Genomic DNA, 13,550 nt, shown 5'->3' with positions numbered 1-13,550 from the left:
GCCGTTGGCTCCGCCTCCGCAGTCGCTCCCGGCGCAGTCCCACACGCTGCCCCCTGCGCAGCCGCACACCGCGGCACCTCCTCCCGCCGCGCCGCCCCGGACGGCGGCCCCTCCGCCGCCCGCGCCGTCCGGCAGCCTGATCTCGAGCCACACGTCGGCCGGCTGCATCGACGCGACGGCGGGGAAGGACGGCACGCCCCTGCGGCTCGGCGGCTGCGGGAGCGCCGCGAGCCAGCGGTGGACCTTCACCGGCGGGACGATCCGCTCGGTGGGGCTCTGCATGGACCTCGCCGGCGCCAACACCGCGAACGGCACCACGATCCAGGTCGCCCGGTGCAACGGCGGCTGGGCCCAGCAGTTCACGCTCAACGCCGCTCACGACCTCGTCAACCCGACGGCCGACAAGTGCGTCACCGTGCAGTCGGGCCTGCTGGTGATCCAGCCGTGCAACGGTACCGACCCGCAGAAGTGGTCGAAGGGCTGAGACTGCTGGGATCCGGCTAGGCATGCTCGATGACGGGGGCCCCGGCCCGGCGGCGGGCTCGTGCGAGCGCTACCGCGGGGGGCCAGCTTCACCTCGGAGAGCTTGCCGACCAGCGGGACCGCGGCCGCCCCGTCGGGCAGCCCACGAGCAGCGCGAACAGCGACGTCGACGTGGAGACGTTGTTGCCGGCGAGGTAGCCCAGAGTCTGCACGAGGTAGACAGCGCGGGGGCCCCAGGACGGCAGCTCGAAGGCGGGCCGGCCGCAGCGAGACCACCGGTGAGGCTCTGACTGCGGACGCGCCGGACGCGCTGGTGCCCCGGTGGGGTGCGACGAACCGGCAAGAGATCGTTTCCCTGCGCCGAACTGCAGGAGCGTTCCGATGTGTCCGATTCTGCCAATATGGGCGAAAGGCCTGTGTGGACGGCCGGCCGGGCTCTGACCAGGCGTCCTACTCGCTCGTTGCGCCTATTGCGTCGCGCTCGGCGTGGGTCATCCCCTGATTACCCTGTGGATCTTCCATTCGGTTTGCGCCGGTATGACCGTTTCTCCAGTGTGCCTTCCGGGCTTTGCGGCGCGCTGGAAGTTGCGAGTCCGGATCCCGGCATATCCGGCGCGAGCCCTGGGTTTGGCGACCGTTCTGGGGTGATCTATGGTTCTCGCCGGAACGGACGTCGGTGTCCGGTCCTGGAGTGGGCAGGACGCTGCCGGAGGTCTGAAAGACCGATTGTTCATCGGCTGGACATCTCGTTGTCGCCTTCGCGTTTACTCATGCGATGCGGCGGCTGCGGGAACGGCGAGTAACGCCGCCCGGCTTCCATCCGATGGGCGGGCGAAAGACATCGATCAGGAGGGTTCGGGATGGCAACGCACGACCCAGTGAACGTAGATACCGCCGCGATGCGCAACGGCGCGAATCTGATCGAGAGCGGGGCCACCAACGTCGCCTCCATCGGTACCGGTGTGCAGCAGAACATCGACTCTCTGATGAGAACCTGGACCGGAGAGTCCGCCAAAGGCTTCGCTGGGGCGATGAACGAGTTCTACCAGCAGACCGGTGACATCGCGAAGATGCTGAACACCCTGGCCGGCTTCGTGAACAAGTCGGCGGCGGACTACGACCGCGCGCACGGGGCGACGGTGGACGACGCCACGCAGCTGAGGCAGAAACTGACCGCCCAGGCCGCGCAGGCGCACACTGTGCGGCCTGGCCTCAGGGGTTTCTGATCGTCGCAGCGTAGACCGACTTCAGATCCGAGAGGACCGAACAATGAGCAGCCAGTACTCCGTCGCCTTCACCCAACTGGACGCAGCGGTCTCCCAGGCCGAGGACCAGGCCAGGCAGATCAAGAAGGCCCTGACCGACATGGACCAGGAGGTGCGCAAGACGCTCTCCACCTGGACCGGTGACGCGCAGGACCATTACATCTCGACCTTCAACAGTGCCATGGCTGAGGCGGACCAGCTGCCGGTGAGCCTGACCATGGCGCACCAGGCTCTGGCGGGCATCGGCGACGTCTACAAGCGCACGGAGAGCCTCGTCGCGCAGACCTTCTCCTGAGCCGGTAGAAGCGTGACGTGGAGCGTCGGTCGACGTCCGGCGCTCCACGCCGCCGGCGGTGAGTGATTCCGTCCGTCACACAATGATCATGGAGCTGGAACGTGACCCTTGACGACCGCGACAAGCCGCCGACCGCGGTCGGCGTCGACCACCCGGGGGCGAGATCCCCGCAGGGGATTCCGCCTCCCGTGCCGGGGGACGGGTCGTCGGGTTCCGGGTGGACTTATACGGGCGGCCAGCCGAAGCCTGGCCCTACGACGAGTCCGCCGTGGCAGGACCCGAAGCTGGCACCGCCGCCGCCGGTGCCGGGTGGGGCGGACACTCCTGGCAAGGGGGTGACGACGATCAATACAAAGGCGATGCAGACGTACGCGTCGAACATCGACGCTCTCATCCAGCCGTTGCGGGACTCGGCGAACGCGTTGCAGGGTGTCAACATCAAGCCCGGGGTCTTCCCGGCCGCATTGGAGTTGTCGAAGTCCATCAACACCGGTGAGACGGGGTTGCGGGACGCTTCGTACACGGTGCTGAACAACCTCGTCAATGCGCTCGTGGATGTGCATGACGCGCTGCGGTTGATGGCGTCGAAGTACGACAAGGCCGAGGATCTGAACAAGATCAGTGCGGGTGACTACGCCAACTACATGGCGATCGCTGCTGGAAGGGTCAATGCGGTCATCGGTACCGGCAGTGGCAGCTAGCGGCAGCGGGAGTGGGAGTACCGAGACTCCCTCGTCGTAGTGTCAGTAGTGATGCGACCGGCAGTGACGGTGCCAACCTGACGCCGTCGCGAACCCTTTCCTGCCATCTTTTCCGTGGATGCGGCGCGCCCGGGCGCCGTCCGCAGGCCGGTCTCCTCGAGAAGTGAGTGGTTGTGGCCTCGAACAGCGACGATCCCGAGAACACCGACGGCTTCGTCAAGACAGGCGATGGCGTCTTCGCCAATCCGAGCACGGCGACGAGCGACCTCTCCGCCGACTTCACCGGCTGGACGTGGAAGCAGATCATGGCCGCCATCGTCGGTGGCGCGGCTATCGTTCCCGGTAGCGGCGGCGCCGAGCAGGCGGCGGGACTCGTCAGTCCGCAGACTCTCTTCGACGCCGGCCAGAAGTTCTACAACGCTCAGAAGCTCCTGGAGCAGGTGGCCGACAGCATCCGGCTGCAGACCGCGGCGCTGGCCGGGGAGAACGGGCCCTGGAAGGGCGAGGCGGCGGACAAGTTCTTCACGATGATGACCGCGATGGCGCTGAACGTGAAAGCGCGCGCGGCCCAGATCGCCGGCGGCTCCGGGGGCGCCAACAACGTGCCGGTGCAGCTGTACAACAACGGCGCGTATCTGCAGTGGGCACAGCAGGCTCTGCATGAGATCGACGCATGGTATGCGGCCAAAGTGATCGCGGCCGGCCACCAGCTCGGGAACGGGCAGGCGCACATCGCCGACATCCACGAAGCGGCGACGGCGATGACGGACGCGATGCGCAAGGTGGGCCAACAGCTCGCCAGCAATTACCGGATCACGATCGACGCGTACACGCCTCCGGACACGTCGGGCCTGACCGGCCCGAACGGGGATGACAAGACGCCGTCCGACCTCCCGCCGCCGCCGGGTTCGGATCCGCCGCCGCCGCCCGACGTCCCGCCGCCGCCGGGTTCGGATCTGCCACCGCCGTCCGACGTCCCGCCGCCGGGTTCGGATCTGCCGCCACCGCCCGACTTGAACTCCTTGCTGGCCACTCCGCCGCCGGGTGGCGATCCGTTCGACTCGGACCTGAACGGTCCGGATGTGGGCGCCCCCGATCTGACGGAGGGGGGTTTGAACGATCCGGACCTGAATGGCCCGGACCTGAGCGGTCCGGACCTGAGCGGTCCGGATGTGGGCGCCCCCGATCTGACGGACGGGGGTCTCACCGATCCCAATTCGAACGCCCCGGGCCTCGGTGGCCTCAGCGGCTTTCCGCCCCTGTCGATACCGCCGCCGCCGGGCACCGGGAAGGATCAGAACGGGCCGAACGACCAGTCGAACTCCGGGCCGCAGGTCCCGGACGGCCTCAACGGCCCCGAAATCGGCGGTCCGCTCGACCCGGGTGCGCTGCTGATCGACCCCCCGCCCGGCCTGAGCGATCCGAACCCGCTGGGCGGTCCGCTCGACCCGGGTGCGCTGCTGACGGATCCCCCGCCCGGCCTGAGCGATCCGAATGCGCTGGGCGGTGCGCTCGACCCGGGTGCCCTGACGCCGACGGACCTCCCCGCCGGCCTGCAGTCGGGCGACGACACCCAAGGCGGCGCCCTGGGCGGTGTTCCGGGGGGTCTCGGCAGCGGTGGGGGCATCCCCCCGGGCGGCATGCCAGGGGCGAGCGCCGATCCCGGCGGCGGAGCGCAGGACGCCTCCGACGCCTCGAGCCTCCTCGACGGCGGCGACGCGCCGTGGGTGGGCAACCCGCCGGCCGGCCTGGCTGATCCGTTCTCGGACACCGGTGCGAGCGGCTTGGGGTCGCTCGAGCCGCCGTCGGTGGGTGCGCCTCCCGGGGATCTGGCCGAGGGTGGTCCGGAGGCCTCCGGGGCGGGGGGACCGTTGGCGTTCGGTCCGCCTGGTGGTGCGGGTATCCCGCCGGGCGGTGTTCCGGGGGCAGGTGTTGATCCCGCCGGTGGGGTGCAGGACGCGTCCGACGCGTCGAGTCTGCTCGATGGTGGGGTTGAGCCGTGGGATGGCGGTCCGGCCCCGGCCGGTCTGGGTGATCCGTTCTCGGACACCGGTGCGAGCGGCTTGGGGTCGCTCGAGCCGCCGTCGGTCGGTGCTCCTCCCGGGGATCTCGCCGAGGGCGGCCCGTGGGGTCCGCCGATGGGCTCACCCCCGCCGGGTGCCATGGGCACCGGTGACGGTGGCGCGATGGATCCCTCGGACGCGTCCGGGTTGCTGGACGGCGGGGCCGCCCCGTGGGACGGCGATCCGCCCGCCGGCGTGGGTGACCCGTCCGGGGGCGGCGCTGCGCCTGCCCCGGTGACGGCGCCGCCCGCCGCGGCCGGGACCGGCGGGTCCCACGTCGCGTCGGTGGCGTCGATGCCGCCGGGCTCTCCTGACCTGGAACCCGCCGGCGCGGCGACCGCGGGCGGGGCGGACGCCTCGTACCCGTTCGCGAACGCCGCCGCCTGGAGCGATCCCCAACCTGCAGCGCAACCGGCACCGGGCCCGGTGCCGCTTCCCGAGCCGGCGACGGCTCCGGCGGCCTGGGCGGCCGACATCGCGCCGATCGACGGTCCGGTGAGCGGATCGGGTGGAAGCCCGGACGTCCCCGCCGGTGTCAGCCCCGCCGATGCCAGCCGGGCGGTCGGGGCCGTCCTACCGGTCCCGCAGGACGCGGCCGCGCTGAGCGCACCGGCGCCGTCGACGCCGGCTGCGCCGACCCGGGCGGCGTCGACCCAGGCCACCGGGACGGCGACGGCCGCGGGGTCCGCCGTGCCTGTCGCCGCCGGTTCCGGGAGGCCCGCCACCGACGGGGCCACCCCCGACGGTGCCGTCGCGGACGACGGCGACGCCGGTGCCGCTGCCGATCCCGGTGTGCTCCGCGTCGACGTGGTGCGGCCGGGGGCCGCCGTGGAGAACACCGCGGCGTGGAACACCGGGGTCACCGACTTCCTCCCCCAGCTCCTGCAGCCCGTCGACGCCGCGACGTCCGCCCCGGCAGGTTTCGCGGCGTTCCTGCCGATGACGCTGCCGGCTGCGACGCCTGCCGAGGAGTCGGACGGAGAACCCCGCCGCACGGTCACGGAACCCGAACCGGTCAGCGCGTGGTTCGCGCCGCCGCGGGTGACGCCGATGCCGGGCGACCCCGACTGGGTCCCCACGTGTTCCGGTGCGCCTCCGTCGCCGGAGCCCGAACCGGTGGAGGGGGACGACGCGAGTGCCGATGACGACGAGGACGACGAGGCACCCCGGACGATGGCCGACCTGCTGAACCAGGACCGCTCCGCGTGGGGCGGCGGCCGTGGCGGGCTCGGTGACCTGGGATGACCGATCGATGGGTGGTACGGCGATGAGCACGGTCATCACGCGTCGCGGTCCGCGGGAGCCCGGGCCCGAGGTACCGGATCAGCAGATCGAGCTGCAGGAGCCGCCGGTGCTGGCCGAGGCGGCCGCCCGGGACATCGGGTCGCTGATGGGGATGCTCCCGATGGGCATCGGGTCGCTGATCCTGGTGATCTCCTTCTCCGGGGTCGCCGGCAACGCCACGTTCACCTATCTCATCGGTGGCGGCATGGGCGCCTCGATGGTGGCGATGAGCCTGAGCCAGCTGGGCCGGGCGTCGGGCGACCGCAAGCGAAAGATGCGGGGCGAGCGCCGCGACTATCTGCGCTACATCGCCCAGATGCGCCGTCAGACGAGGTCGGTGGGGGACGACCAGCGCCGGGCGACGTTGTGGAACAACCCCGCGCCCTCGTCGCTGTGGTCGACGGCGATGGGACCACGGCTGTGGGAGCGGCGGTCGAGCCACGACGACTTCGGGCGAGTGCGCATCGGGCTGGGCACGCAACGCGCGGCGCTGCAGCTCGTCCCGCCGTCGACCAAGCCGATCGAGGACCTCGAACCGCTCTCGGCCATCTCGCTCCGCCGGTTCAGCACCACTTACGAGACGGTGACGGGCACGCCCGTCGCGGTCGGCCTGCGCCGGTTCACGAGCGTGGAGTTCGCCGGGGACCCGGACGCCGTTCCGGGGCTCCTCCGGGCAATGCTCGCGCAGCTCGTGACGTTCCACTCGCCCGACGAGCTGCGGATCGCCGTGCTGACCACGGAGGCGTCCCGCCCCGAATGGGACTGGGTGAAGTGGCTCCCGCACAACGCCCACCCGACCCTGCGCGACGCGGCCGGTCCGGTGCGCCTGCTCGCCGACGACCACGACACGCTGATGGACCTGCTCGGGCCCGAGGTCACCGACCGCGGAGACCACGAGCGCAATGTCGTCCCGACCACGACCGAGCCGTTCGTCGTGATCGTGGCGCACCGGGCGAACGTCCCGGAGTCGTCGCGGCTGCTCGGCGCGGGTCTGCGCAACGTGGTGCTGCTCGACGCATCCGGCGCGCTGCCCGGCGGTCCCAAGGTGCTGCGGCTGACGGTGGAGCCGGAGCGGATCGAGTACCCCGCCGGGGACGCCACCGGGGTGGCGGACCGCGACAGCCTGAGCCTCGTCGAGGTGGACACCCTCGCCCGGCTGCTGGCACCCCAGCGCACCAGCGGCACCGTCGAGCTGGACGAGGAGCCGCTGAAGAGCGACTTCGGGCTCACCGCTCTCCTCGGCATCCGCGACGTCCACACGTTCGACGTGGCCGCGCAGTGGCGGCCCCGGCTGGCGCAACGCGCGCGGCTCTCGGTGCCGATCGGCGTCACGGGCGAGGGCGAGGTGGTCGAGCTCGACCTCAAGGAGTCGGCGCAGGGCGGGATGGGCCCGCACGGGCTGCTCATCGGCGCCACCGGTTCCGGCAAGAGCGAGCTGCTGCGCACGCTCGTGCTCGGGCTCGCGGCCACGCACTCGTCGGAGATCCTCAACTTCGTCCTGGTCGACTTCAAGGGTGGCGCGACCTTCCTCGGGATGGACGCCCTGCCGCACACGTCGGCGACGATCACGAACCTGGCCGATGAGCTGCCCCTGGTCGACCGCATGCAGGACTCGCTCAACGGTGAGATGACCCGCCGCCAGGAGCAGCTGCGCCGCAGCGGCTACCCCTCGCTGTTCGAGTACGAGCGGGCCCGTCTCGCCGGCGAGCAGCTGGCGCCGATGCCGTCACTGCTGCTCGTCGTCGACGAGTTCAGCGAGCTGCTGGCGAACAAGCCCGAGTTCATCGAGCTGTTCATCTCGATCGGTCGGCTCGGCCGCAGCCTCGGCGTGCACCTGCTGCTCGCCTCGCAGCGACTCGACGAGGGGCGCATCCACCGGGTGGAGGGGCACCTGTCCTACCGGATCGCCCTGCGCACGTTCTCCTCCATGGAGTCGCGCAGCGTCATCGGCGTGGCCAGTGCGTACGAGCTGCCCCCCGAGCCCGGCAACGGCTTCATCAAGATCGACACGTCCACGCTCGTGCGGTTCAAGGCCGCCTACGTGTCGGGCCCGGTACCGGCGTCCGGCGCCGACCCGGGCAGTGTCGCGGAGCAGGCCCAGGTGAGCCGGACGGTCGTGCCGTTCGTCACCGACGCCCGGCCGAACCTGCGCGAGCTGGTCATGGAGCAGGCCGAGGCCCAGGTCCCGGAGCCCGCGGCCGAGGGCGCCGACCTGCTCCCGGCCGCGCCGGCGGAGACGTCGCTCGCGGAGGCGTTCATCGAGCGGCTCGCCGGCTCCGGCCCGGCCGCCCGCCAGGTGTGGCTGCCCCCGCTCGCCGAGTCGCCCAGCCTGGACTCCCTGCTGCCGAGCGTCCTGCCCGACCCTGTTCGCGGCATGACGGTCGACGACCCAGCCGAGCGCGGCCGGCTGCGGGTGCCCGTCGGCATGGTCGACCGCCCGTACGAGCAGATGCGCGAGCTTCTCGTCGCCGACGTCTCCGGCGCTGACGGGCACGTCGCCGTCGTCGGCGGACCCCAGTCGGGCAAGTCGACGCTGCTGCGCACGCTGGTCCTGGCGCTGGCCCTCACCCACACCCCGGACGAGGTGCAGTTCTACGGCCTCGACTTCGGTGGCGGCGGGATCATGTCGATCAGCGGCCTGCCGCACGTGGGGTCGGTGGCGACCCGGCTGGAACGCGACCGCGTCGTCCGCACGATCGAGGAGCTGCTCCAGCTGATGGAGTGGCGGGAGAAGACCTTCGCCGAGCGCGGCGTCGAGTCCGTCGCCGCCTATCGGGCCATGCGCGCCGCCGGTCAGGTCAACGACCCGTACGGCGACGTCTTCCTGCTGATCGACGGCTGGTACAGCATCAAGGCCGACTACCCCGAGCTCGAGCAGAAGATCGGCGAGATCGCCTCGCGCGGCCTCACCTTCGGCCTGCACGTCGTGATCGCCTCCACCCGGTGGTCGGAGATCCGGCCGTGGCTGCGCGACCTGCTGGGCACCCGGTTCGAGCTGCGCCTCGGCGACCCGATGGAGTCGGAGGTCGGCTCGCGCAAGGCGTCGACGGTGCCGAACCAGCCCGGTCGCGGCATGACGCCCCGCGCGCTGCACTTCCTGGCCGCGCTGCCCCGGATGGACGGCAGCTCGAACACCGAGGACCTGGCGTCGGCCACCAGGGCCGTCGCGGAGGAGGTGCAGACGTTCTGGCCGGGACGGCGCGCGCCGACGGTGCGGCTGCTGCCCCACGTCCTGCCGGTGTCGGGGCTGCCGGCCCCGCACGGGGAGATCCAGGTCTGCCTCGGGCTGGACGAGCAGCGCCTGCAGCCGGTCTGGCACGACTTCGGGGTCTCGCCGCACCTGCTGGTCTTCGGCGACAACGAGACCGGCAAGACGAACATGCTGCGGCACGTGCTCAAGTCGGTGGTGTCCCGCTACCACCCGAGCCAGGCCAAGATCGTCCTCGCCGACGTGAGCCGTCAGCTGGAGGCCGACGTCCCGGCCGACTACCAGGCCGGCTACGCCATCACCGGCGACGGGCTCCAGGAGCTGGCCAACCAGGCCGTGGTCTCATTCTCCCCGCGCGTCCCCGACCAGAGCATCACGATGGAGCGGCTGCGCCGCCGCGACTGGTGGCAGGGCCCGCAGCTGTTCCTCGTGGTCGACGACTACGAGCTGTTCGGCATGGGGTACTCGTCGCCGCTGGAGCCGTTACTGCCGCTCGTGGCGCAGAGCGTCCACATCGGGCTGCACCTCGTCATCGCGCGCAGCACGTCGGGAGCGATGCGGGCCCTGGGCGACCCGGTGGTGCGCCGCATGTGGGAGCTCGGCACACCCGGCGTCCTGTTCTCCTACCCCAAGGAGGAGGGCAAGTTCCTCGGCGAGGCGCCCCCGCGGACGCTCCCGCCCGGCCGGGCACAGCTGGTCACGCGCCGCTCGGTGAGTCTCATCCAGACCGGGTTCGTCGAACCCGTCGGGCCCGGGGCCGAGCTGACGGGGGCGCGCCGGTGACGCGGTGCCGCGGCGCCGGGCACCCGCCCGGCGGCCCGCGGGGAAGACGGACCCGAACGACGCCCCGCAGGGTCCGGGCAGCAGGGACGAGAACGGGAATGGGAACGGGACGGGTATGACGAGCGCACAGCCCGCTGAACTGTGCCGGATCAGCGTGTTCGGACCGGCCGGCCGGGCCGACCTGGCCGTTCCGTTGACGGTCCCGGTGGCCCACCTGCTCCCCGTGCTGCTGACGCACACCGGCGGGGACGGGGCGTCCGCGGCGCCGCACGAGTGGGTGCTGCAGCGGCTCGGAGCTGCCCCGCTGGACCCGACCGGTACCCCCGAGACGCTCGAGTGGCGGGAGGGCGAGGTGTTCCACCTGCGCCCGGCGGCCGACCCGCTGCCCGAGCTGGCGTTCGACGACGTCGCCGACGGGCTGGCCACCATGGTCAACAAGCGGCCGGGCCGGTGGCGGCCGGAGTTCAACCGGGGCCTGTTCCTCGGCCTCTCGATCGCCGTCCTGCTGTCCCTCGCCGAGGTGCTGCTGCTCCCCGGCGATCGCCGCTTCCCCGCGTACGCCGCGCTGATCGGGGCGGCCGTCGCTGTGGTCCTGGCGGTACTGACCTCGGCGCGGAGCGGGGACCGGGGGGCGACCCTGCTGCTCGGCATGGCCGGATGCGGCTTCGCCGGGCTCGGGACGGCGATCGCGACGGCCGGCGGGCCGGGTGCGGCCGCATTGGGCGGGGGCACGCTGCTCGCCGCCGCGGTCGCGGTAGCCGCGGCCGGCGGGTTCATGCTCCTGGCCCGGGTCGCATGGGCACCGGACATCCCGTTCGCCCCGTTCACCGCCGTGGCCGGCACCGGACTGCTCGCGGCCGTCGCGTTGTGGGCGGGTCCCGCGGTCGCCCCGGACGCCGTTGCGGCTTCCGGCCTGGTCGCGGTCGTCCTCGTCCTCGTCCTGGTGGTGGCCCCACGCACCGCGGTCCGGGTGGCAGGGCTGCGAGCACCGCAGCTGCCGTGGAACGCCGAGGAGCTGCAACGCGACCTGGACCCGATCCAGGCCGACCTCATGGAACGGCAGGCCAGCCTGGCCGAAGGCTGCCTCACGAGCGCCGTGGTGGCGGCCTCGGTCGTGGTGTTCGGCGCGCTCACCCTGCTGGCCAACGGAGAGCCGTTCCCCATGGTGCTGGCAGCGCTGGTCTGCGCCGTGTTCCTGCTGCGGGCCCGCACCGCCATGACCGCGTGGCAGCGGGTGCCGCTGGTCACTGCGGGCGGGCTCGGGCTGATGAGAGTGATGTCCGCCCTGCTCGTGGAGCTGCCGTCGGCCCGGGCTGCGGTGGTGATCGGTCTGGCGGGCGTGGCCACCGCCATGATGTTCGCGATGGTCCGCCCGCCGACCCGGCGCATGCTGCCCATCTGGGGGCACGTGGCGAACGGGCTCGAATGGGTCAGCGCCGCGGCACTCGTGCCCGTCGTCCTGCAACTCTTCGGCGTCTACGCGTGGGCGCAGGGACTGTTCGGGTGAGCTGAGCCATGCAGACGCAGAAGGACCACGTCGACGCCTACGCGTTCCACGTGGCGCGGATCTCCTCCGCGCTCGTGCTCGGGGATCCGACCCCCGCCGAGACCCCGGCGCGGCGAGCCTGGGTCGGCTTCATCGCCGGGGTCGTGATCGCAGTGCTCATCACGATCGGCTTCTTCCTCTACGGCCTGATCGCTTACCAGCAGGCCAACGCCGTGCGGCAGTCCGTGCAGCAGTCCGTCCAGCAGCCTGCCCCGCCGCCGTCGACCGCAGGCGAGCAGGAGCGGCCGCAGTCGCCGCCGTCGACGGCGCACAACGGTGGCCGCCTGCAGGCTCCGCCCACCACCCACGCCGTGGCCGGTGCTCCCCGCGAGACGAAAACGGTGACACCGTGATCCGCCGTCGCTTCAAGACCGTCCCCGCGGTCGACCTGGGCAGCCTCACCATCGGCAACGCGCTGGTGGTGCACCCGGCCGAGGGCATCTCCCGGGAGTCGCAGGCACTCGCGCTGGGCGTGGCCGCCGACCCGGACCACGATCTGGTGATCGTCGACCTCCCGGCGGAGGCACCCATCCCGGTCTGGGAGGCGGTGGCCGCCGAACTGCCGCGCCGCCGGCGCGGCATCCGCCTCGTGATCGGCGGCCGGACCCGCGAGACCACCGCACTGGCCGGGCAGTGGCTCGCCGAGCGGCTCGGCCGCACCGTCATCGCCCCCGACGGGCTCCTGGTGCCGAGTGCGGGGGGAGCCCTGTTCGTGCACTCCGGCCCGGGCACCGGATGGGTTCGGTTCCAGCCGGGCCGGATGGCCGTCTGGCACTCGAAGCGGTTCCCGTCGCCGTCCTGGGACGGCCCCGCGACGGGCGACGCGTTCCCCACCAGTGCGCGCGGTGTGGCCGAGCCGCTCCCCGCAGGTGTGTGGGTGCGTCCGGCCGTCGCCGAGCAGCACCTGTGGATGCACCGCAACCGGCTGATCCACCAGATGCCGCAGCAGCGCGAGGTCATGACCGTCGTGCTCGGCAGTCCCGGCGGCCCGACCGTCAGCGTCGACGACGTGGCGCGGCTCTGGCACCGGCTGCCCGCCGAGCTGCGGGAGCTGATCCGGTTCGCGCAGTACGGGCCGATGGCGGCGCCGAGCGGGACGACGATCGGCCAGATGCTGGCCGACCTGCTCGGCGAGCCCGTCACCTTCTACACGGGCCTTCCGCTGGGCAACGAGCGCCGGCCGGACGTGCACGTCGTGAGCCGGGACGGCCATCCGGCCTGGAAGCCGTTCGCCCGGGAGCTGACCTTCACCCCGGTTCCGGCGGGCGAGGCCGCCCGGGGACCGCGGGTGCGCAGCCACCGGGCGCCGCTGCCGGGGCTGACCGCGGGTTCGGCGCCGGCGGTCTACTGGTACGCCCCGGACGCGGTGATCGAGGTGGTGCCCTCGGGTCTGCTGGTCCGCCCTCCGACCGTCGGGCAGCAGACCGACGACGTGCGGGCCGTCCCGGCCGACCCCCTCGCCACCTACGTCACGTTCGAGGACGCGACCGCCGCGATGGCCACGCGGATGCGAGACCTGGCGACCGACGTCCTGCAGCGTCTCGAGCCTGCTGTGCGGCAGGCCGGCGCGATCGTCCCGGCCACCGCGCTCGTGGCCGACCACCGCCCGGCTGGGGGCGTCCGGCGAGGCCCGCTGGACCTCCCGGCGGTGCCGAGGCCGGGGGTCGCGGAGGCCGCCGTCGCGGTCATCGACGCCGAGCCGGTCGCGGTGCCGGAGTCGGGGGAGAGCGCCGATGGCGGCATCCGGAGCGGCGGCCACGCCGTGCCCCGCGGCAGCGGGCACGCAGCCGACCCCGCACCCGTGGATCCCGGTCCCGCCGTGTCCGGCGTCGTGAGCGTGGCCCCCACCGAGGTGCCGGCGGCCCCGCCGACGACCGCGATGCCAACCGTCCCACCCGCCACAGTGCCCACGAGCCCGTCCA

General features: G+C 72.4%; 9 protein-coding genes and 1 pseudogene. 9 read left to right on the top strand and 1 reads right to left on the bottom strand.

From position 1 onward, the window contains the following. On the top strand, positions 1 to 484 hold a 484-nt coding region (locus HF577_RS33020; RefSeq protein ID WP_211175221.1), incomplete at its 5' end, for an RICIN domain-containing protein. 88 nt (positions 485 to 572) lie between these two features. Here HF577_RS33020 and HF577_RS39460 read toward each other — a convergent pair. Further along, positions 573 to 695 carry a hypothetical protein gene (locus HF577_RS39460; RefSeq protein ID WP_281359925.1) on the bottom strand — a complete coding sequence of 41 codons (123 nt, stop codon included), beginning with the start codon at positions 693 to 695 and terminating at the stop codon, positions 573 to 575. Between the two features lie 648 nt (positions 696 to 1,343). On the opposite strand from HF577_RS39460, the gene HF577_RS33015 reads away from it, so the two are divergent. The 8 genes and pseudogenes from HF577_RS33015 to HF577_RS32980 form a co-directional block, all read left to right on the top strand. Next, a complete protein-coding gene (locus tag HF577_RS33015) occupies positions 1,344 to 1,709 on the top strand; it encodes a WXG100 family type VII secretion target (RefSeq protein WP_169399923.1) in 366 nt (121 codons plus the stop codon). 43 nt (positions 1,710 to 1,752) lie between these two features. Further along, positions 1,753 to 2,043, top strand: a complete 291-nt coding sequence (locus HF577_RS33010) for a WXG100 family type VII secretion target (protein WP_169399922.1) — start codon at positions 1,753 to 1,755, stop codon at positions 2,041 to 2,043. 101 nt (positions 2,044 to 2,144) lie between these two features. After that, positions 2,145 to 2,744, top strand: a complete 600-nt coding sequence (locus HF577_RS33005; RefSeq protein ID WP_169399921.1) for a hypothetical protein — start codon at positions 2,145 to 2,147, stop codon at positions 2,742 to 2,744. A 173-nt stretch (positions 2,745 to 2,917) separates the two neighbouring features. Then, on the top strand, positions 2,918 to 6,052 hold the full coding sequence (locus HF577_RS33000) for a hypothetical protein (RefSeq protein ID WP_169399920.1): 3,135 nt from the start codon (positions 2,918 to 2,920) through the stop codon (positions 6,050 to 6,052). A gap of 22 nt (positions 6,053 to 6,074) precedes the next feature. Next, entirely contained in the window at positions 6,075 to 10,082 is a 4,008-nt protein-coding gene (gene eccCa / locus HF577_RS32995) for a type VII secretion protein EccCa (RefSeq protein WP_169399919.1), read from the top strand. Between the two features lie 115 nt (positions 10,083 to 10,197). Beyond that, positions 10,198 to 11,589, top strand: coding sequence for a type VII secretion integral membrane protein EccD (eccD, locus tag HF577_RS32990; RefSeq protein WP_169399918.1), 1,392 nt, complete (start codon positions 10,198 to 10,200; stop codon positions 11,587 to 11,589). An 8-nt stretch (positions 11,590 to 11,597) separates the two neighbouring features. Continuing rightward, positions 11,598 to 11,981 (top strand): type VII secretion protein EccB, encoded by a 384-nt coding sequence (locus HF577_RS32985; RefSeq protein WP_169399917.1) that lies wholly within the window; start codon positions 11,598 to 11,600, stop codon positions 11,979 to 11,981. Next, positions 11,978 to 13,550 (top strand): annotated as a pseudogene (locus tag HF577_RS32980) (hypothetical protein); the annotation flags it as partial. The gene HF577_RS32985 and the pseudogene HF577_RS32980, both read left to right, overlap by 4 nt.

The organism is Pseudonocardia xinjiangensis, from assembly GCF_012911925.1.
In the GTDB taxonomy this organism is placed as follows: Bacteria; Actinomycetota; Actinomycetes; order Mycobacteriales; family Pseudonocardiaceae; genus Pseudonocardia; species Pseudonocardia xinjiangensis.
This window is presented reverse-complemented; position numbering and strand designations above follow the sequence as displayed.